We start from the raw sequence: 17,631 nt of genomic DNA, 5'->3' as shown, positions 1-17,631 counted from the left end.
CGTGCAGCGTGCCGGCCCGCCGGGCCGGGCCCCCACCGACGACCGCCCGCCCCGGGGCTCGGCCACCTCGCCCCCTCCCGGGGCGCCCCTCGGCGGGACGGCCGCCCTCGGTAGTCCGACGGTTCGCATCGACAGCGGGGGAGAAGGCGGCGGGAGGGGGGGAGAAAGCGGTGGGGAGCACGGCCGACGGGGGCCCCGGGGCCCCGGCCCTGGGCGGGCCCGGGTCCGCCCGGGCGGTCCACCTGCCGGGGGACCCGACCCCGGTGGCCGACCCCGTGCGCGGCCCGGTGCGCGGCTGTACGGCGGCGATCGGCGGGTTCCTCGGCGAACTGCTCGGGGAGCTGGTGCTCGGCACGCTGTTCGCGCTGCTGACCACGGCCTCCCTCGCCGGTGTCTTCGTATTGGCCGAACTCGTCCACCGCCGGGACCCGTTGCTCGCCCGCGCGATGGGCGCGGCCGCCGTCCTGCTGCTGTTCCTCGGCGTGCGCCAGCTGCGCCGCCCGAGGGAACGGCGGGGTCGCGTCGGCCGGATCCTGGCCGCGGGGACGGCCGGTCTCGGGGTCTGGCTGCTGGCTTGCGTCGGCTACGCCTCGCTGCGCGAGGCCCTGGATCTCGCGACCTTCTGACGCGGCCGACCTCCGGCGCGTGCGGTCTGCCGTCGTGGCCGGTCCCCCGGGGCGCCGGCCGACCCCTGTGCGGCCGGCGCCCCGGGGGACCGGAGTCAGCGCCGGTGGAGCGCGAGGCCGGTGGCGCCGGGGCGCTCCAGGCCCTCGTGGAGGCGCATGTCGCGTGCGTAGTCGCCACCGTCGAGGCGGCGGAACGGGACCGGTTCCTCGGTGAACAGGGCGTCCAGGCGCTGTCCGTAGGCCTCCGCGGCGGCCTCGAACTCCTCGGCCGACAGGCCTTCCGACCGGTAGACGGCGAACGGTTCGAGGGCCGCGATGCCGCTGAACCAGAACACCCCGTGCTGCAGCGGGAACAGCAGGTCCGTGAGCGGCCCGTGCGCGCCCCGGTCGGTGAACGCCGACTCGCGGCCCCCGACGCTCACCGCGAGCAGGCCGCGCTTGCCGCCCAACGCGCCCTCGCTGTACGGCGGGGGGACGTCCGGGCCGTGCGCGAAGCCGAAGGTGAGCACCCGGTCGATCCAGCCCTTGAGGATCGCGGGCGCCGAGAACCACCACAGCGGGAACTGGAACACCACCGCGTCCGCCCGGCGCAGCTTCTCCTGCTCGGCGGCGATGTCGGCCGAGAGCCGCCCGGTGCGGGTGGCCCCGTCCTGGGCGGCGAGCACCCCGAGGCGGGCGTCCGCCGGGTGGTCGGGGAAGTCGTCGGCGTCGAGGGCGGCGTGCCACTTCATCGCGTACAGGTCGGAGACCTCCACCTCGTGCCCGGCGGCGCGCAGCCGGGCGACCGCGAAGTCGCCCAGCGCGGCGGTGAGCGAGCGGGGTTCGGGGTGGGCGGTGACGACCAGGACGCGCCGGGGCCGCTGCTGCGGGGTGTGGTTGCTCATGGCTCCACCCTCGCCGGGGCCGAGAGCCGCAGCCAGTTCCCTGCCGGTCCGGCGGACTCCGGATCCTGGTAATACGAGGGCCACCATACTGGAGCGTATGGAGACCACCGCCGCCGCTCGTTCCGCCGTTCCCCGCCCCGCGCTGGGGGAGTTCCTGCGGGCCCGCCGGGCCCGGGTCGCGCCCGAGCTGGTCGGGCTGACGGCCGGCGGACGGCGGCGGGTGCGCGGGCTGCGCCGGGAGGAGCTGGCGCAGTTGGCCGGGATCAGTGTCGACTACTACGTCCGGCTGGAACAGGGGCGGTCCACCCAGCCGTCCTTCGAGGTGCTGGAGGCACTGGCCCGGATCCTGGGTCTGTCGGCGGCCGAGCGCCGCCATCTGGACACCCTGGCCGGCTCCCGTCGGCTGCCGCCGCCGGCGCCCCGGGTGAGTCCGCTGCTGCGCGGCATGCTGGACGCGCTGGGCGCGGGGATGCCGGCCTTCGTGACCGACCACCGTCTGGACGTGGTGGCCTGGAACCCGCTGGGTGCCGAACTCATGGGCGGCCTGCGGGAGTCGGGGGGACGGCGGGACCGCAACCAGGCCCGGTTCCTGTTCCTGGACCCGGCCGCGCGCACCGTCCACCCGGAGTGGTCGGACCGCGCCACCGAGGCGGTCGGCCAGCTGCGGGCCTCGGCGGGCACCTGGCCGGACGACGCGGAGCTGACCGGTCTGATCGCCGAACTGTCGGCGGCGAGCCCGGAGTTCCGCCGGATCTGGGACTCAGGTGAGGTGATGAACTGCACCTCGGGCCACAAGCGGCTGCACCACCCGGTCACCGGGACTCTCGAGCTGGACTTCGAGGCCCTGCACGTGCCGGCCGGGCCGGGCGAGACCGGTCTCGTGGTGCACGTCTTCTCGGCGGGGCCGGACGCGGCCGCCGCGGCGGCCCTGGCCCGGCTCGGCGGCGCGGTGGACGAGGCGTGAGCAGGATCCGCGGTCCACGGTGAACGCGACGGCGGCCACGGTGGCACCGGCAGTGGCAGTGGCAGTGGCAACGGTGATCGGTGACCGGCCACGGTGATCCACCGCCCGCCCGCGCCGGCGCTACGGTGAATCCGGCAGATCGATCACGACTTGATCCGGGCCCTCTCCCCGGCCGCGCCGACCGCGCCGGTCGGGCCCCGCGGCCGGTCGGCCGGGTGGCGCGGCCGGGCCCGGTGGTGCGGAGGGTGCCGCCCGGTACCGCGCGACATCGCATGACGTCGGACGATGCGGGAGGGACCGGACGCCCCCCGTGGCGCGCCCGGAACGGCCGGCGCCGGGGCCGGTCTCGGGCCGTCGGGCCGGGTCCGGATTCCGCCGCCCGGTGGCTGGTGAGTTTCGGCCAGATGTCGTAAACCATGCACCATGGTGGTTGTCCGAGATTTATCGTAGCCTCGGCACGCTCGCACCTCGGTAACGCCGGGCTGTGGTCGGCCGGCGCCCCTCGGGAGGGAGCACTATCAGACAGGCATGAACGGGGGGCATCGGAATCGTGCCTTGCGCGCCGGGTCGCTGTGAACATCGTGGACCCGGGCGTCGCAGGAAGCGGGGGATTCCGGGCCGACAACCTGCCCGTGAGGGCGGACCACCGGGCCCGAGGACTCGACGGCGAACTGCTGCGACCGACGGACAAACAGCGTCGGGCCGCGCCGGTCGCACATCCACGAGCGAATTCATGAGCGATTCCGAACGTTTCCGTGTGCCTTTGCGACGACTTTATGAGCCGTGCACAGAAGGGGGAATGTAGAATGCGCAGAGTAGGCTACTTACACACCCGGTGCCAAGTTCTGGAAAGAGGGATCGGCGGTACGGGATCCCCGAAATGAGCGGGGCTCCTCGCCGTGGTCACGACGCACCCGGAATTCTCGCGGGGATGTACCGGCACCGAGGCGCGGGCCTGCTGCACCTCCAGGCCGAGCAGGACGGCGAGCGCCTCGTCGCCTCCATGCCCCTCCCGGACCCCTTCGACCTCGACCGCCTGGTCGGGAACCTCGCGGAGGCCAGCGGCCGGCACATCGTGCTGCGCCCGATCCCGGCGTCCCAGCTGACCGGGCTCGACGGCACCTGCGGACTGCTGGTGAAGCACGACACCCGCCCGGTCGACCTGATCCTCCACCGCGAGGGCCGGTCGCTCTCCCACGAGGTGGAGCTGAAGGTCCATCAGCTGGTGCACCTGTGGGCCGGCGACGGCGCCGGGCTGGTCGGCCCGCCCGACGTCCTGCGGGCGCGCGGGATGGCGCCGGTCGGAGGGATCCCGGCGACGGCCAGGTCCCTGAAGCGGGACGCCTTCATCGAGCTGCGCGCCGACCATGCCGCCCGGTTGATCAGCCGGCGGCGCGAGCGCGGAGCGGCATCGGGAGCCGAGCACCGCGCGCCCCCGGGGGCGGACCGCCGCCCCGCCGCCGGGACGGACCGCCTCGCGTCCTCCGGGGCCGACCGCCGCACCGCGTCCGGCGCCGGGGCGGAGCCCCTCGGCCGGGAGGCCCGGCAGCCGGCGGCCGAGCGCCTCACTCCGGGTGTCCGTTCCCGTCCTGTGCCAAGATCTCCGCCATCGTCCCGCTGATGAAGTCCCGGAGCTGGTCCCAGGATTCCTTCGGCAGGTCCTGGCCCGCGCCGCGCGCGGCCATCACGGTGAACCTGTCGCGCACGGCCCGGGTGGACAGGATCAGCGCGTCCACCTCCGGATCGTCCTGGCGGAAGTAGACCGGCGGCACGTCGAGGGCGAGCGCCAGGGCGTCGAGCGCCGCGTCCGGCGGCTCGGCGACCCCGCCGGCCCGCAGCGAGCGGACCAGCTCCTCGGTGAGCGCCCCGGAGCCGCTCCGGCGGTTCCCCTCGGCCGCGAGGTGCGCGTCCGAGGGCGCGACCCCGCCGTACACCTCGGTGCGCAGCGACTCCAGCTTCCGCGCCACCCGGGCGCCCTCGGCCGAGGCTTCCGGTGCGGGTTCCTCGGCCTGGCCGAAGGAGCGCCGCTGCGCCGCGAGCAGCTCGGCCCGGGTCACCCCGTACGCGGCGGCCAGTGCCGTCACCGCCTGCTCGGAGAGCGGTCGCCTGCCCTGTTCGGCGGCCCGCACCGGCATGGGGGAGGCGGTGTTGGTGTGGCGCGCGGTGTCCGCCTGGGTCATCCCGGCATCGCACCTCAGGTCGGCGAGATTCGGTGCTCCGCCGCGTGGAAAGAGCTCGTCCAGGTCGGTGTCCAGGAATGCGGCAATCGTCGGCAATCGCTCCGGCGGGGGAGCTGCCAGGCCGTTCTCCCAGCGATAGACGGCGTTCACTTTCACATGAAGCCCGGCCGCCAGTGTGGCCTGCGACATTCCTTTGACGACGCGGAGGTTGCGCAGCTTATTGCCGTCGAACAAGCGGTCGGGCACGGGCATACTCCACTGGATGGGGTCTGAAAGAATGATAGTGCCCAGGCAGCGGAAGATCCCGACATCCGGGGCATCGGCATGAGCTCGTGACCGCGGCCGGAGTTCTGTGCGGCCGGCGGAGGCTTCGACCGGCCAATGCCAGGTGTCCGTTTTATTGGCTTTCAATGCCATTTATGCGTGTTTGATGCACACCTTTGCGTGCTGCGAGTCGGGCGTCCGATCACTCGAAGGTGATCCCCAAGCTTGACCGGATCGCTGGAAGTAGATAAATTCTACTTCGAGTGATCGAGGGGGCGGGGCTCGACGGCGTCCCTTTCCCGTGCTCCGGCATGTCGTGTCCGCGTCGTAATGGCCTCCGCGCTTCGTCGTGCGGACCCGCACCATCCGTCCGGCCGCCCTCGGGGGCGAAGCCGGCCGGCGTTGTCGAAATCCTGCGCAGCTGCTTCCCGCGGAACCCGGCGGCCCGCACCCACATGAATCCGGTGGGGCCGGCGGAATTCTCCGTGCGCATTTCCGTACGCATGCCCGCACCATATTTTCGGTTCCCCGGTCAGCGTCTGTCGGGGTATTCCTTTCCACATCGTCACAGGAGGCGATCCGCCATGCCCACGATCTCCGTCGGAAACTCGCGCGTCCACTACACCGTGACCGGCGAGGGGCCGGCCCTGGTCCTGGTGCACGGCGTGGGCAAGGGGGGCCAGGTCACCTTCGGGCACCTCGTCGAGGACTTCGCCCGTCGCAACACCGTCATCCTGCCGGAGCTGTCCGGCAGCGAGACCGCCGAGGACGACGGCACGCCGCTGACCGTCGAGCAGCTCGCCGACGAGGTCGCCGCTGTGATCGAGCACGCCGGCCTCGGCCCGGTGGACCTGGTGGGCTTCTCGCTCGGCGGGGCCGTCGTCGCCGCCACCGCCGCGCTGCACCCCGGCCTGGTGCGCCGGCTGGTGCCGATCGGCGGTCTGGTGAAGTCGGACCTCTACATCGAGAACCTGATCGGCCTGACGCTCAGCCAGAAGCACGACGCCAAGGCCTTCGGCCGCGTCCTGAGCACCACCGCCTTCAGCCCGCGCTACATCCGCACCCGGCCGAGCCTGAGCGACGTCGAGAACCTCGGCTCCGAGCTGAGCCCCTCCAGCGGCCGCATCCGTCAGCTGGAGCTGCTGGTCCAGGTCGACATCCGCGACATCGTCGGCAAGGTCGAGGCCGAGACCCTCGTGCTGGCCCCGTACCCGGACGCCGCCGTGCCCGCCGAGCACTCCCGCGAGCTGGCCGCCGCGATCCCGAACTCCAGCTACACCGAGATCGACAGCGGCCACATGGTGATCTTCGAGCGTCCGGACGAACTCGTCCAGCTGATCCAGGACTTCATCCACCGGGCCTGATCCTCCACCGGGCACCACCCGCGCCACCCCGCACCACCCGGCCCCGGGGCGGCCGGCCCGGACCGCGGCCGGCCGCCCGACCACCCGCGGAGCACTCCGCAGCGACTCCAGGAGGAACCATGGCCAAGATCCTGCTCGCCGTCAGCAGTCACGACACCCTGGGCGACACCGGCAACCGGACGGGCTACAGCGTCTCGGAGGCGGCCCACCCCTACAACGTCTTCGTCGGCGCCGGCCACGAGGTCGACTTCGTCTCCGTGCGCGGCGGCGAGCCGCCGGCCGTGGTCTTCCCGGGCGAGGAGGACGACCCCGAGATCGTCGGCTTCCTGGCCGACGAGACCGTCAAGGCCAAGCTCGTGGCGACCCGCCGGGCGGCCGACGTCGACCCCGCCGAGTACGCGGCGATCTTCTACGTCGGCGGCCACGGCGCCATGTGGGACTTCCCGGACTCCCCGGACCTGGCCCGGATCGCCATGGACATCCACGGCCGGGGCGGCGTCGTCTCCGCGGTCTGCCACGGCCCGGCCGCGCTGGTCAACCTGCGGCTGCCGGACGGCACCCTCCTGGTGAGCGGCAAGCGGGTCGCCTCCTTCAGCAACGAGGAGGAGGACTCGCTGGGCCTGGTCGAGGTCATGCCGTTCCTGCTGGAGGACCGGCTGAAGGAGTCGGGCGCGCTGCACACCAAGGCGGGCGTCTACCAGGCCCACACCCAGAGCGACGGCCGGGTCGTCACGGGGCAGAACCCCGCCTCCGCCGCCCCCGTGGCGCGCCTCGTCGTCGCCGAACTCGCCAAGGCCGCCGAAGCCCGCTGACCCGGGCGCGCTGATCCCGGCGCGCCGACCCGGGCCGTTGACCCCGGCCCGCCACGCACCCGGCCCGCCGCGCACCCGCCGCGCCGCGCGGCACCCCGGCCGCCCCGCAAGGCACCCGCCGGGCCCGCCCGCGCCGCCGCCCCGCCGTCCCCGGACGGCCCCCCGAAACCGTCGTAGACCGGCCCCGGCCAGCACCGCCGGGGCCAGAGGAGGCAGACAGCCATGTACGGACTGATCCAGGTCGCGGGCATCATCGACCAGGCCGAGGCCGATCTGATCATCGAGGAGGGCGCGGACTGGCTCGGCTTCGCCCTGCGCCTGCCGGCCAAGAACGAGGACCTCTCGGAGGCCGACGCCGCTGCCATCGTCAAGGCGATCCAGCCCGGCAACAAGGGCGTCATCATCACCTACCTGACCGAGGCCGACGAGATCGCCGCGTTCTGCGCCGAGATCGGCGTGAGCGCGATCCAGCTGCACGGCGACGTGACCCCGGCCGAGCTGAGCAGGCTGCGCACCCTCGCCCCGGACCTCTACGTGCTCAAGAGCCTCGTGGTGAAGTCGGACAACATCGAGGAACTGCGCACCATCGTCGAGACCTCCGCCGAGTGGGTCGACATGTTCATCACCGACAGCTTCAACCCCGCCACCGGCGCCAAGGGCGCGACCGGCCTGACCCACGACTGGTCGGTCAGCGCCGAGCTGGTCCGGATCTCCCCGAAGCCGCTGATGATGGCGGGCGGGCTCACCCCGGAGAACGTCGCGGCCGCCATCGAGGCCGTCCGCCCCGCCGCCGTGGACGCCCACACCGGCCTGGAGGACAAGGCCACCCGCCGCAAGGACCGGCAGAAGGTGCGCACCTTCGTCCAGGAGGCCCGCGCGGCCTTCGCCCGGGTCGCCGCGGAGGACGGCCGGAGCGCCTCCTGATGGCCACCGGGACCGAGCCGCTGCGGGGCGTGACCCGGGTGACCCACCTGGTGCCCCAGACCAATCGCCTGCGGGCCCTGCACGCCGTCGTCCGGGACCGCGACGCCCGCCGGGAGGACTTCGTCCTCTCCGCCAACCGGATCATCCGCGGCCTCCTGGACGCCGCGCTGGACCTGCTGCCGTACGAGCCGCGCGACGTCCGCACCCCGGTGGGGCAGGTCTACCACGGCCTGTCGCCGGCCGCCCCGGTCTACGGCGTCTCCGTCGCCCGGGCCGGGGACAGCATGGAGTCCGAGCTGCGGGTGATGGCGCCGGAGACCAGGTTGGGCAAGATCCTGATCCAGCGGGACAAGGTCACCAAGCTCCCGCGGCTGTACTACGCGGCGCTGCCTGCCGGGATCGGCCGGGGCCATGTGCTGCTCCTCGATCCGATGCTCGCCACCGGCGGCACCGCGCTGGCCGCGATCGGGGTGCTGCTCGACCACGGCGTGCCGGAGGAGCACATCCTCTTCGTGAACCTGCTCTCCGCCCCGGAGGGGATCCGGGCCGTGCACGACCGCCACCCCGGCGTGCGGATCGTGACCTCCTCGATCGAGGAGCGGCTCAACGAGAACGCGTTCATGGTGCCCGGCATCGGCGACTTCGGCGACCGCTACTTCGGGACCGACGTCCCCGCCTGAGGCCCTCCCCACCCGCCGGGGCGGGCGGGGTCCGGGATCCGTAACCCCGCGACCCCACCGCTCCGGCCCCCGCCGCCTGTTGCCGCTCACCGCTGCTCACCGCTGCTCACCGCTGCTCACCGCCACCGACCGCACCGACCGTCACCGACCCTGAGGAGCACCACCGTGTCCACCGCCGACACCTCCGCGCCGACGACGAGGATCTCGATCGTCTACTACTCGGGCACCGGCAACGTCCACAAGCTCGCCCTGGCCGCCGAGGAGGCCGCCGTGAAGGCCGGCGCCACGGTCCGGCTGCGCCGGGTCCCCGAGTACGTCCAGGGCTCCCTGGCACCGGAGTTCACCGAGTGGACCGAGGCCTGGCAGGAGAACGCCGCCGCGATCGCGGCCGTCCCCACCGCCTCCGTCGACGACCTCGGCTGGGCCGATGTGATCCTGCTCGGCGGCCCCGGCCGGTTCGGGATGATCGCCGCCCCGCTCAAGCACTTCATCGAGCTCGCCTGGCCGCTCAACGCCCGCGGCGGCCTCCAGGGCAAGGTGATGGCCTCGTTCACCTCCACCGGCGCCCCGCACGGCGGGCAGGAGGCGACGATCCTCTCGCTCAACGCCGTCTTCTACCACTGGGGCGGGATCATCGTGCCGCCCGGCGTCACCGACGAGATCATGACGGCCCCCAGCAACGGCAACCCCTACGGCGTCAGTTCGGTCTCCGGCCGGCAGGCGGTCCCGGGCCGGCTGGCGGAGCACGTCACCGAGGACAACCTCGCCGCCGTCGCGTACCAGACCCGCCGGATGCTCGACGTCGCCGACGCGCTGCGCAGGGGACGGGCCGCCGCCGACCGCTGATCCGCCCGCCCCGCCCGCCGGGACGCCGGGACGCCGGAGCGCCGGGACATCACAGGACACCAGGAAAGCCGGACACCAGGACACCCGTACACCCAGGGGGACCAGATGACTGCCCAAGCGTCGGGCCGAGGCCCGGCCGACCACCCGTTACTGCCCGAACTGCTCCTGCGCACCGCCGCCGAGCGCCCCGACGACCCGGCGGTGATCGGCGGCGGCGAGCGGCTGACCTTCGCCGAACTGGTCCGCCGGAGCCGAGGACTGGCCGGGCACCTGCGGGGTCTCGGAGTGACCGCGGACCAGTGCGTGGGGCTGTTCGTCGAGCCCTCCACCGAGGTGCTGACCGGGGCCTGGGCGATCCTCCTCGCGGGCGGCGCCTATCTGCCGCTGGCCCCGGAGTACCCCGAGGAGCGCCTGCGCTTCATGATCGAGCACTCCGGCGTGAAGGTGATCGTCGCCCAGGACCGGCTGGTCGAGCGGCTGACCGCGCTGGCGCCGGCCGGCACCGTGGTGGTCCGCGCCGAGGACGAGCACCCGCCGGCGCCGGCCGTCCTGCCCGACCCCGCGCCCGACGCGCTGGCCTACGTCATCTACACCTCGGGCAGCACCGGCCGCCCCAAGGGCGTGATGATCGAGCACCGCAGCATCGCCCACCAGATGGCCTGGCTGCGCGCGGCCCACGGCCTCGACCGCACCCGGATCGTGCTGCAGAAGACGCCGATCAGCTTCGACGCCGCCCAGTGGGAGATCCTCGCCCCGGCGGTCGGCGCCACCGCGGTGGTGGGCGGGGCCGGCATCCACCGGGACCCCGAGCGGCTGCTCGCTGCGGTCAGGGCGAACGGCGTCACCACCGTGCAGTGCGTCCCGACGCTGCTCCAGGCCCTGCTGGAGACCGAGGAACTGGACTCCTGCCACACGCTGGAGCAGGTCTTCACCGGTGGCGAGGCGCTCTCCAGATCCCTCGCCGGGACCTTCCTGGAGGCCCTGCCGGGCTGCGAGCTGGTCAACCTCTACGGGCCGACCGAGTGCACCATCAACTCCTCCTCCTTCGTGGTGACCAAGTCCTCCGTCGGCGACGGCCCCAACTCGGTCTCCATCGGTGCCCCGGTCGACGGCACCGAGTACCGGATCCTCGGCCGCGACGGCGCCGAGCTGGGCGTGGGCGAGATCGGCGAACTCTCCGTCGGCGGCGTCCAGGTGGCGCGCGGCTACCTGCACCGGCCGGACCTGACCGAGCAGCGCTTCACCGAGGACCCCGACGGCCGTGGGCGGTTCTTCCGCACCGGCGACCTCGCCTACTGGAACGCCGACGGCACCGTCCAGTTCACCGGCCGCGCCGACAACCAGGTGAAGCTGCGCGGCTTCCGGGTGGAGCTGGACGAGATCCGGCTCGCCATCGAGACCCACGACTGGGTCCGGCACGCGGCGGTGCTGGTCAAGGACGACCCGAGGACGGGCTTCCAGAACCTGATCGCCTGCGTCGAACTCGACCCGAGGGAGGCCGCCCTGATGGACCAGGGCAGCCACGGCGCGCACCACCAGTCCAAGGAGAGCAAGCTCCAGGTCAAGGCCCAGCTGTCCAACCCGGGTGTGCGGACCGCGGCCGACCTGGCCGGCCTGCCCTCCGTGGACCTGCCCGGCCGGACGGCCACCGAGGCCCAGCGCGCCCTCGCCTTCGCCCGCAAGACCTACCGCTTCTACGAGGGCGAGGCGCCGGTCTCCGAGCGCGACCTGCTGGCGCTGCTGGCCCGCCGCCCCGCCGCCGCCGGCCGTTCCCGGCCGCTCGCGGAGCTGGACAGCGGGGAGCTCGGCGCGATCCTGCGTCACCTCGGACAGCACCTGAGCCCGGAGCGGCTGCTGCCCAAGTACGCCTACGCCTCGCCCGGTTCGCTCTACGCGACCCAGGTGTACCTGGAGATCACCGGCTTCCCCGGCATCCGGCCGGGCATCCACTACCACCACCCGATCGACCACCGCCTCGTCCTGGTCTCCGCGGCACCGACGGCGTCCGCGGCACCGACGGGCCCCGCGGCGCCCGCGCCGCGGCTGATCCCCGGACCGCGCAGGGCCCCCGACGACACCGCCGCCACCGCGGCCCCCCGGATCCGGATGCACTTCCTCGGCCGCCGCGGCGCCATCGAACCGGTCTACCGGACCAACATCACCGAGGTCCTGGAGATCGAGACCGGCCACATCGTCGGCCTCCTGGAGGAGGTCCTCCCGGCCCACGGCCTCGACATCGCGCCCGCCCCCTTCACCCCGGAGGTCAAGGCCCGGCTGGGTGTCGCCGACCAGGACCACTACCTCGGCAGCTTCGACTGGACACCGTGGCGCGGACCGCGCGAGGACCGGGACATCGACCTGTTCGTCCAGGTCCACCCCGGCAAGGGCGTGGACCTCCCGTCCGGGCAGTACCTGCACGAGGACGGCCGGCTGCGCCTGGTCTCGCCCGACCTCGTCCTGCGCAAGCAGGTCATCGCGATCAACCAGGCCGTCTACGGCCGGGCCTCGTTCGGGGTCACCGTGATCAGCCGCGGACCGCAGCGGTGGCGGCGCTACATCGACCTCGGCCGGGTGGCGCAGCGGCTGTCGCTGAACGACCTCGACCTCGGTTTCATGTCCTCCGGCTACAGCTCCCGCGGCGGCGACGACCTGCCCTCGGCGCGGCGGTTCGACGGCATCCTGCGCGAGCTGGGCCGGCCGGGCGGCGCCTCGTACTTCTTCCTCGGCGGCCGGGTCAGCCGCGAGCAGCGGCGGCACGAGGGCATGCGGGAGGACTCGGTCCACATGCGCGGTCCGGCCGAGCTGATCCGCGACGACCTGGTCGACTACCTGCCGGACTACATGATCCCGAACAAGGTCGTGGTGCTCGACGCGCTGCCGACCACCGCCAACGGCAAGATCGACCTCAAGGCGCTGGCCGTCTCGGACCGGGTGGTCGCGGGGGCCGCCGACCGGCCCTTCGTGGCTCCCCGGGACGAGACCGAGCGCCGGGTGGCCGTGCTGTGGCAGGAGGTGATGAAGCAGGAGAGCGTCTCCGCGCAGGACGACTTCTTCGCCTGCGGCGGCAACTCGCTGCTGGCCGTCACCCTGGTCAACCGGATCAACCGGGCCTTCGGGGCGGCGCTGCCGCTGGAGGTCGTCTTCACCTCGCCGACGGTGGAGGGCCTGGCCCGGCGGCTCTCCGGCGGCCCGGCGGAGCGCACCTCGCGCCTGGTGCCGCTGACCGGCTCCGGCGCACCCGCGCCGAGCTCACCGGCGCCGAGCTCGTCGGCGCTGGGCTCACCCGCGCCGAGCGCACCCGCACGCCCGGTCTTCTGCTGGCCCGGACTGGGCGGCTACCCGATGAACCTGCGGCTGCTGGCCGAACGCCTCGGCACCGGGCGGCCGTTCCTCGGGGTGCAGGCCCACGGCGTCAACCCGGGGGAGGTCCCCTACCCGACGATCAGGGAGATGGCGGCCGCGGACGTCCGGGCGGTGCTGGAGGTCCAGCCCGAGGGCCCGTACACCCTGTGGGGCTACTCCTTCGGGGCCCGGGTCGCCTTCGAGACGGCGTACCAGCTGGAGCAGGCCGGCCGCACGGTCGACCACGTCTTCCTGATCGCCCCCGGCTCGCCCGAGGTCCGCACCACCGGGACCCGCCCCGAGGAGCGGACCGCCAGCTACACCAGCCGGGCCTTCGTGGCGATCCTGCTCTCGGTGTTCACCGGCACGATCGACGGCCCGCTGCTGGAGCGGTGCCTCGAGGTGGCCCGGGACGACGAGAGCTTCGCCCGGTTCGTCGGCGAGGGCATCCCCGGCCTGGACCCGGACCTGGTGCGGCGGATCGTCCGGATCGTGGGGACGACCTTCGAGTTCAACTACACCTTCCGCGAACTGCGGGAGCGCCGGGTCTCCGCACCCATCACCGTCTTCAAGGCACGGGGGGACGAGTACTCGTTCCTCGACGGCAGCAGCGGCTACTCGGCCGACCCGCCGACCGTCGTCGAGCTGACGGCCGACCACTACTCCCTGCTCCGGGCGCCGGACATCGACGAGCTGGTGACGGCCGTCCACCGCCGCCTGCACCTGCGGAAGGACACCGTGATGCCCCACGTGAACATCAAGCACTTCCCGATGGAACTCAGCGACACCCAGCAGGCCGAGCTGTTGGCGGCGGTGACCAAGGCGGTCACCGACGCCTTCGGCTGCGACGAGGGCGTGGTGTCGATCGCGGTCGAGTCGATCGCCGAGGAGAACTGGACCGAGCAGGTCTACATCCCGGAGATCGTCAACCGCCGGGACATCCTCGGCAAGGTGCCCGACTACCGCCCCGACGCACTCTGATGGGGACGACCGTGACGCCCGGGTCCGTGACGCCCGGGTCCGTGACGCCCGGGTCCGCGTCTCCCGGGTCCGTGACGCCCGCGACCGTGACGCCGACCACCGCCCTCCCGCACCGGGCCGTGCCGCTCACCGTGAGCGAGGAGGTGGCCGAGGCGCTGCACGAGGGCCGCCCGGTGGTGGCGCTGGAGTCCAACGTCATCACCCACGGACTGCCCTACCCGGACAACGCCGCGACCGCCCGCAAGGTGGAGCAGGCCGTCCGGGCGGGCGGCTCCGTCCCCGCCACGATCGCGGTCGAGGGCGGCCGGATCGTGGTCGGCATGACGGACGCCGACATCGAGCGGTTCGCCTCCACCCCGGGCATCCCCAAGGTCAGCAGCCGGGACCTGCCGGTCGTGCTGGCCCAGGGCCGGATGGGCGCGCTGACGGTCGCCTCCTGCCTGGTGGCGGCGGAGCTGGCGGGCATCCCGTTCTTCTCCTCCGCCGGCATCGGCGGGGTTCACCGGGGCGCGGCCACCTCCATGGACGTGTCCTCGGACCTGATCCAGTTCACCCGGTCCAAGGTCGCGGTGGTGTGCGCCGGGGCGAAGAAGATCCTGGACCTCGGTCTGACCCTGGAGTACCTGGAGACCCAGTGCGTCCCGGTGGTCTCCTACCGCTCGGACGACTTCCCGGCCTTCTACTGCGAGTCCAGCGGCTTCCGTAGCCCGCTGCGGCTGGACGACGACGAGCTGGTGGCCCGGTCGATCGAGAACCACTGGGCCCTGGGCAACCGGGGCGGCTTCCTGGTCACCACGCCGGTCCGGCCGGAGGAGGCGATCGACAGCGAGGAGGTGGACGCCGCCATCGTCGAGGCGACGGCCGCCGCCGACCGGGACGGCATCCGGGGCCAGGCGATCACCAAGTACCTGATGCGGGCGGTGGATGCCGCCACCGAGGGCCGTTCCTCCCGGGCCAACATGGCGGTGCTGGTCAGCACCGCCGAGGTCGGCGGCCGGCTGGCCGCCGCGTACGCCCGGCTCCGGGCCGACCTCTGAGTCCGCGTCACCCGACCATCACCGAACCCACCCCACACATGGACGGATACCACGACATGACGCTTCAGCAGCAGTCCACCTCCGAGGCCGAGTCCTACCGCCCGCTGGTCCCCGAGGCCCAGGTGAAGGAGATCACCGAACTCCGCCGCGCCCTGGGCGAGCTGGGCGGCGAGGAGGGCGAGCAGACCGTCCCGTTCCTCGGCCTGACCCTGCGGGTGCCCGCCTCCGTGATGACCCCCTGCCCGGTCTCCCCGATGCTGGGCGGCGCGGTGTTCGCCGAGGTCAAGCCCGGCGACCGGGTCCTCGACATGGGCACCGGCAGCGGTTCGCTGGCCCTGATCGCCGCGAAGAAGGGCGCCGACGTCCTGGCGGTCGACCTCAACCCGGACGCCGTGGCCGCCGTGCGGGCCAACGCGGAGCTGAACCAGGTCGCCGACCGGGTGGAGGCGCGCGAGAGCGACGTCTTCGCCGCGGTCGAGGGCCGGTTCGACCTGATCGTCTTCAACCCGCCGTTCCAGTGGTTCGCCGCCGCCGACTACGCGGACGTCGCGGGTACCGACGCCGGCTACCGGGCGCTGACCCGCTTCTTCCAGGAGGCCCGCGAGCACCTGACGGAGGACGGCCGCATGGTCATGTTCTTCAGCACCATGGGTGACGTCGCGTACTTCGAGAAGCTGGTGGCCGACGGCGGCTTCACCCACAAGAAGGTGTTCACCACCACCCAGCCCGTCCTGGACGTGGCGGTCGACTTCACCGTGCACCGCCTCTCCTGACCCCCACCCACCGGGGCCTCCCTCCCCTCGGGGAGGCCCCGGCTCCACGTCCCCGCCGATCCGCCGTCCGGTTCCACCGGCCCGGCGCCGGTCCTCGCCGACCCGCCGTCGGGCCCCACCGGCCCGGCGTCAGTCCTCGCCGATCCCCAGCAGCTCCAGGAAGGCCGCCGCCGCCGGGTGCGGGCTCTCCCGGCCCCAGATCACGTACTCGGCCCGGGACGGCGCGTCCGTCACCTCGATCGTGACCATGCCGCTGAGGCCCGCCACGTACCGGGGCGGCAGCAGCGCCACCCCCAGGCCCGCGGCGACCAGCCGGGCCAGGTAGTCCGCGTTGGTCACCTCGAAGGCGACCTCGCGGGTGAGGCCGGCCGCGGCGAACGCCAGATCGGACTGGGCCCGCCCGGCGGTCTTCGCCGGGAGGTCGACGAACACCTCCGAGGCCAGCCGCCGCAGGTCCACCGAGTCCTCGCCGGCCAGCGGGTGGTCCGGGGAGACCACGGCGACCAGCCGCTCGCGGGCCAGCTCCCTGGCCATCACCCCCCGGGGGTGCGCGGTGACCGGGATGCCGAGGAACGCCACCTCGATCTCGCCCTGCCGGACCTGCTCGACCAGTTCGTCGCTGGCCCCGACGCTCAGGCTGATCCGGGCCTTCGGGTGCCGCTGGTGGAACTCGCCGAGCACGGCCGGGATGTCCACCGCCGCGACGGTGGGGATCAGTCCCACCTTGAGGAGTCCGCGCACCTCCCCGACGGCGGCCGCGACCTCGGTGGCGGCCCGTTCCGCGGCGTCCAGGCACTGCCGGGCGGCGGGCAGGAAGGCCGCCCCGGCCGGGGTCAGCCGCACCCGGCGGCTGGTGCGTTCGAAGAGCCGCGCGCCGAGTTCCTTCTCCAGCCGCCCGATCTGGTGGCTGAGCGCGGACTGCACCACCAGACAGCGCTGGGCGGCGCGGGTGAAGCTGTTCGTCTCGGCGACCGCGATCACGTAGCGCATCTGCTGGAGCTCCATCCGTCCATCGTGATCCGCGATGCAACGGGTGACAAGCATGTGTTGGACTCATCGATGCGCGCGGCCCGACACTGAAGGCGACCGCACACGGTCGGAGCCGCCCCGGAGCGGCTCCGCCGGGCGGGCCCCGACCGGGTCCGTCCGTCCTGCCCGGACGCCGTGCCGCCGTCGACCTCTCCCCGTTCACCCGCACCTGGGCGCACCCCGCCGAGGCGTGCCCGCGCGCGCCTGTGCCGCCCGTGCCGCCCGTCAGACGAAAGGACGAGCGACCGCCATGAGCGCCGCACCGGCCAGTCCCGAGACGATCACCGCCGACATCTGGGTCGACCCCCGCTGCCCCTGGGCCTGGATCACCTCCCGCTGGATGCTGGAGGTGGAGCAGGTCAGGCCGGTGGAGACCCGGTTCCACATCATGAGCCTGTCCGTGCTCAACGAGGGCCGCGAGGTCCCGGAGAAGTACCGCCAGGGCATGATCGACGGCTGGGCCTGCGTGCGGGTCTGCATCGCGGCCCAGGAGCAGCACGGCGCCGAGGTGCTGCGCCCGCTCTACAACGCCATGGGCCGGCTGATCCACCACGAGAAGGCCGGGCTCGGCCACGACATGATCACCGCCGCCCTCAAGGAGGCCGGCCTGCCGCTCGAGCTGGTCTCGGCCGCGGACGACGACTCGTGGGACGAGAAGCTGCGGATCCAGCACCACGAGGGCATGGACCCGGTCGGCTCCGAGGTCGGCACCCCCGTGATCCACGTGCCCGGCCCGGACGGCGAGCCGCTGGCCTTCTTCGGTCCGGTGCTCACCCCCGCCCCGCGTGGCGAGGCGGCCGGGAAGCTCTGGGACGGCGTACTGGCGGTGACGAGCACCGACGGCTTCTTCGAGCTGAAGCGCGGCCGCGACCGCGACCCGATCTTCGACTGAGCCGGCCGGACCCGAACCCGCGGTGCTTCCCAC

At 73.3% G+C, this 17,631-nt stretch carries 15 protein-coding genes; 12 read left to right on the top strand and 3 right to left on the bottom strand.

Annotated features, from left to right (window positions below):
- The first annotated feature begins 170 nt into the window (after positions 1-170).
- On the top strand, positions 171-626 hold the full coding sequence (locus ACIPYS_RS27780) for a hypothetical protein (RefSeq protein ID WP_400750929.1): 456 nt from the start codon (positions 171-173) through the stop codon (positions 624-626).
- 95 nt (positions 627-721) lie between these two features.
- Here the strand turns inward: ACIPYS_RS27780 and ACIPYS_RS27775 are convergent, their stop codons facing one another.
- Positions 722-1,510, bottom strand: a complete 789-nt coding sequence (locus ACIPYS_RS27775) for an NAD(P)H-dependent oxidoreductase (protein WP_093859820.1) — start codon at positions 1,508-1,510, stop codon at positions 722-724.
- A 97-nt stretch (positions 1,511-1,607) separates the two neighbouring features.
- On the opposite strand from ACIPYS_RS27775, the gene ACIPYS_RS27770 reads away from it, so the two are divergent.
- Both ACIPYS_RS27770 and ACIPYS_RS27765 read left to right on the top strand, forming a co-directional pair.
- Entirely contained in the window at positions 1,608-2,474 is an 867-nt protein-coding gene (locus ACIPYS_RS27770; protein ID WP_093859819.1) for a helix-turn-helix transcriptional regulator, read from the top strand.
- Between the two features lie 931 nt (positions 2,475-3,405).
- Entirely contained in the window at positions 3,406-4,095 is a 690-nt protein-coding gene (locus tag ACIPYS_RS27765; RefSeq protein WP_400750925.1) for a hypothetical protein, read from the top strand.
- Here the strand turns inward: ACIPYS_RS27765 and ACIPYS_RS27760 are convergent.
- Positions 4,040-5,071 (bottom strand): helix-turn-helix domain-containing protein, encoded by a 1,032-nt coding sequence (locus ACIPYS_RS27760; protein WP_400750922.1) that lies wholly within the window; start codon positions 5,069-5,071, stop codon positions 4,040-4,042. The two genes, ACIPYS_RS27765 and ACIPYS_RS27760, sit on opposite strands and share 56 nt — an antisense overlap.
- A 431-nt stretch (positions 5,072-5,502) precedes the next feature.
- On the opposite strand from ACIPYS_RS27760, the gene ACIPYS_RS27755 reads away from it, so the two are divergent.
- The 8 genes from ACIPYS_RS27755 (at position 5,503) to ACIPYS_RS27720 (ending at position 15,677) form a co-directional block, all read left to right on the top strand.
- Complete coding sequence (locus ACIPYS_RS27755) at positions 5,503-6,282, top strand: alpha/beta fold hydrolase (protein WP_159424848.1); 780 nt, start codon at positions 5,503-5,505, stop codon at positions 6,280-6,282.
- Between the two features lie 119 nt (positions 6,283-6,401).
- Positions 6,402-7,094: a type 1 glutamine amidotransferase domain-containing protein gene (locus ACIPYS_RS27750; RefSeq protein ID WP_093859815.1), complete on the top strand. Its 693-nt coding sequence runs from the start codon at positions 6,402-6,404 to the stop codon at positions 7,092-7,094.
- Between the two features lie 222 nt (positions 7,095-7,316).
- The gene (locus ACIPYS_RS27745) at positions 7,317-8,018 is read left to right on the top strand and encodes a phosphoribosylanthranilate isomerase (protein ID WP_093859814.1); all 702 of its coding nucleotides are present in this window, start codon (positions 7,317-7,319) and stop codon (positions 8,016-8,018) included.
- Complete coding sequence (gene upp / locus ACIPYS_RS27740) at positions 8,018-8,698, top strand: uracil phosphoribosyltransferase (RefSeq protein WP_400750917.1); 681 nt, start codon at positions 8,018-8,020, stop codon at positions 8,696-8,698. Before ACIPYS_RS27745 ends, upp begins: the two co-directional genes overlap by 1 nt.
- A 165-nt stretch (positions 8,699-8,863) precedes the next feature.
- Entirely contained in the window at positions 8,864-9,544 is a 681-nt protein-coding gene (locus tag ACIPYS_RS27735) for an NAD(P)H-dependent oxidoreductase (RefSeq protein ID WP_093859812.1), read from the top strand.
- Between the two features lie 105 nt (positions 9,545-9,649).
- A complete protein-coding gene (locus tag ACIPYS_RS27730; protein WP_400750912.1) occupies positions 9,650-13,867 on the top strand; it encodes an amino acid adenylation domain-containing protein in 4,218 nt (1,405 codons plus the stop codon).
- A gap of 86 nt (positions 13,868-13,953) precedes the next feature.
- Positions 13,954-14,904: a pseudouridine-5'-phosphate glycosidase gene (locus tag ACIPYS_RS27725; RefSeq protein ID WP_400750910.1), complete on the top strand. Its 951-nt coding sequence runs from the start codon at positions 13,954-13,956 to the stop codon at positions 14,902-14,904.
- 56 nt (positions 14,905-14,960) lie between these two features.
- Entirely contained in the window at positions 14,961-15,677 is a 717-nt protein-coding gene (locus ACIPYS_RS27720) for a methyltransferase (RefSeq protein ID WP_093859809.1), read from the top strand.
- 129 nt (positions 15,678-15,806) lie between these two features.
- Here the strand turns inward: ACIPYS_RS27720 and ACIPYS_RS27715 are convergent, their stop codons facing one another.
- Entirely contained in the window at positions 15,807-16,682 is an 876-nt protein-coding gene (locus ACIPYS_RS27715) for a LysR family transcriptional regulator (RefSeq protein ID WP_093859807.1), read from the bottom strand.
- Positions 16,683-16,956: 274 nt separating this feature from the next.
- Between ACIPYS_RS27715 and ACIPYS_RS27710 the strand changes: the two genes are divergently transcribed.
- The gene (locus ACIPYS_RS27710) at positions 16,957-17,598 is read left to right on the top strand and encodes a disulfide bond formation protein DsbA (protein ID WP_093859806.1); all 642 of its coding nucleotides are present in this window, start codon (positions 16,957-16,959) and stop codon (positions 17,596-17,598) included.
- Positions 17,599-17,631 lie beyond the last annotated feature (33 nt).

Origin of the sequence: Kitasatospora sp. NPDC089913 (assembly GCF_044748625.1) — a bacterium.
GTDB lineage: Bacteria > Actinomycetota > Actinomycetes > Streptomycetales > Streptomycetaceae > Kitasatospora.
This window is presented reverse-complemented; position numbering and strand designations above follow the sequence as displayed.

Coding starts and splice junctions, on each gene's coding strand:
- ACIPYS_RS27775 (WP_093859820.1), bottom strand. CDS start 1,510: ATGAGCAACCACACCCCGCAGCAGCGGCCCCGGCGCGTCCTGGTCGTC.
- ACIPYS_RS27770 (WP_093859819.1), top strand. CDS start 1,608: ATGGAGACCACCGCCGCCGCTCGTTCCGCCGTTCCCCGCCCCGCGCTG.
- ACIPYS_RS27765 (WP_400750925.1), top strand. CDS start 3,406: ATGTACCGGCACCGAGGCGCGGGCCTGCTGCACCTCCAGGCCGAGCAG.
- ACIPYS_RS27760 (WP_400750922.1), bottom strand. CDS start 5,071: ATGGCATTGAAAGCCAATAAAACGGACACCTGGCATTGGCCGGTCGAA.
- ACIPYS_RS27755 (WP_159424848.1), top strand. CDS start 5,503: ATGCCCACGATCTCCGTCGGAAACTCGCGCGTCCACTACACCGTGACC.
- ACIPYS_RS27750 (WP_093859815.1), top strand. CDS start 6,402: ATGGCCAAGATCCTGCTCGCCGTCAGCAGTCACGACACCCTGGGCGAC.
- ACIPYS_RS27745 (WP_093859814.1), top strand. CDS start 7,317: ATGTACGGACTGATCCAGGTCGCGGGCATCATCGACCAGGCCGAGGCC.
- upp (WP_400750917.1), top strand. CDS start 8,018: ATGGCCACCGGGACCGAGCCGCTGCGGGGCGTGACCCGGGTGACCCAC.
- ACIPYS_RS27730 (WP_400750912.1), top strand. CDS start 9,650: ATGACTGCCCAAGCGTCGGGCCGAGGCCCGGCCGACCACCCGTTACTG.
- ACIPYS_RS27720 (WP_093859809.1), top strand. CDS start 14,961: ATGACGCTTCAGCAGCAGTCCACCTCCGAGGCCGAGTCCTACCGCCCG.
- ACIPYS_RS27715 (WP_093859807.1), bottom strand. CDS start 16,682: ATGGAGCTCCAGCAGATGCGCTACGTGATCGCGGTCGCCGAGACGAAC.
- ACIPYS_RS27710 (WP_093859806.1), top strand. CDS start 16,957: ATGAGCGCCGCACCGGCCAGTCCCGAGACGATCACCGCCGACATCTGG.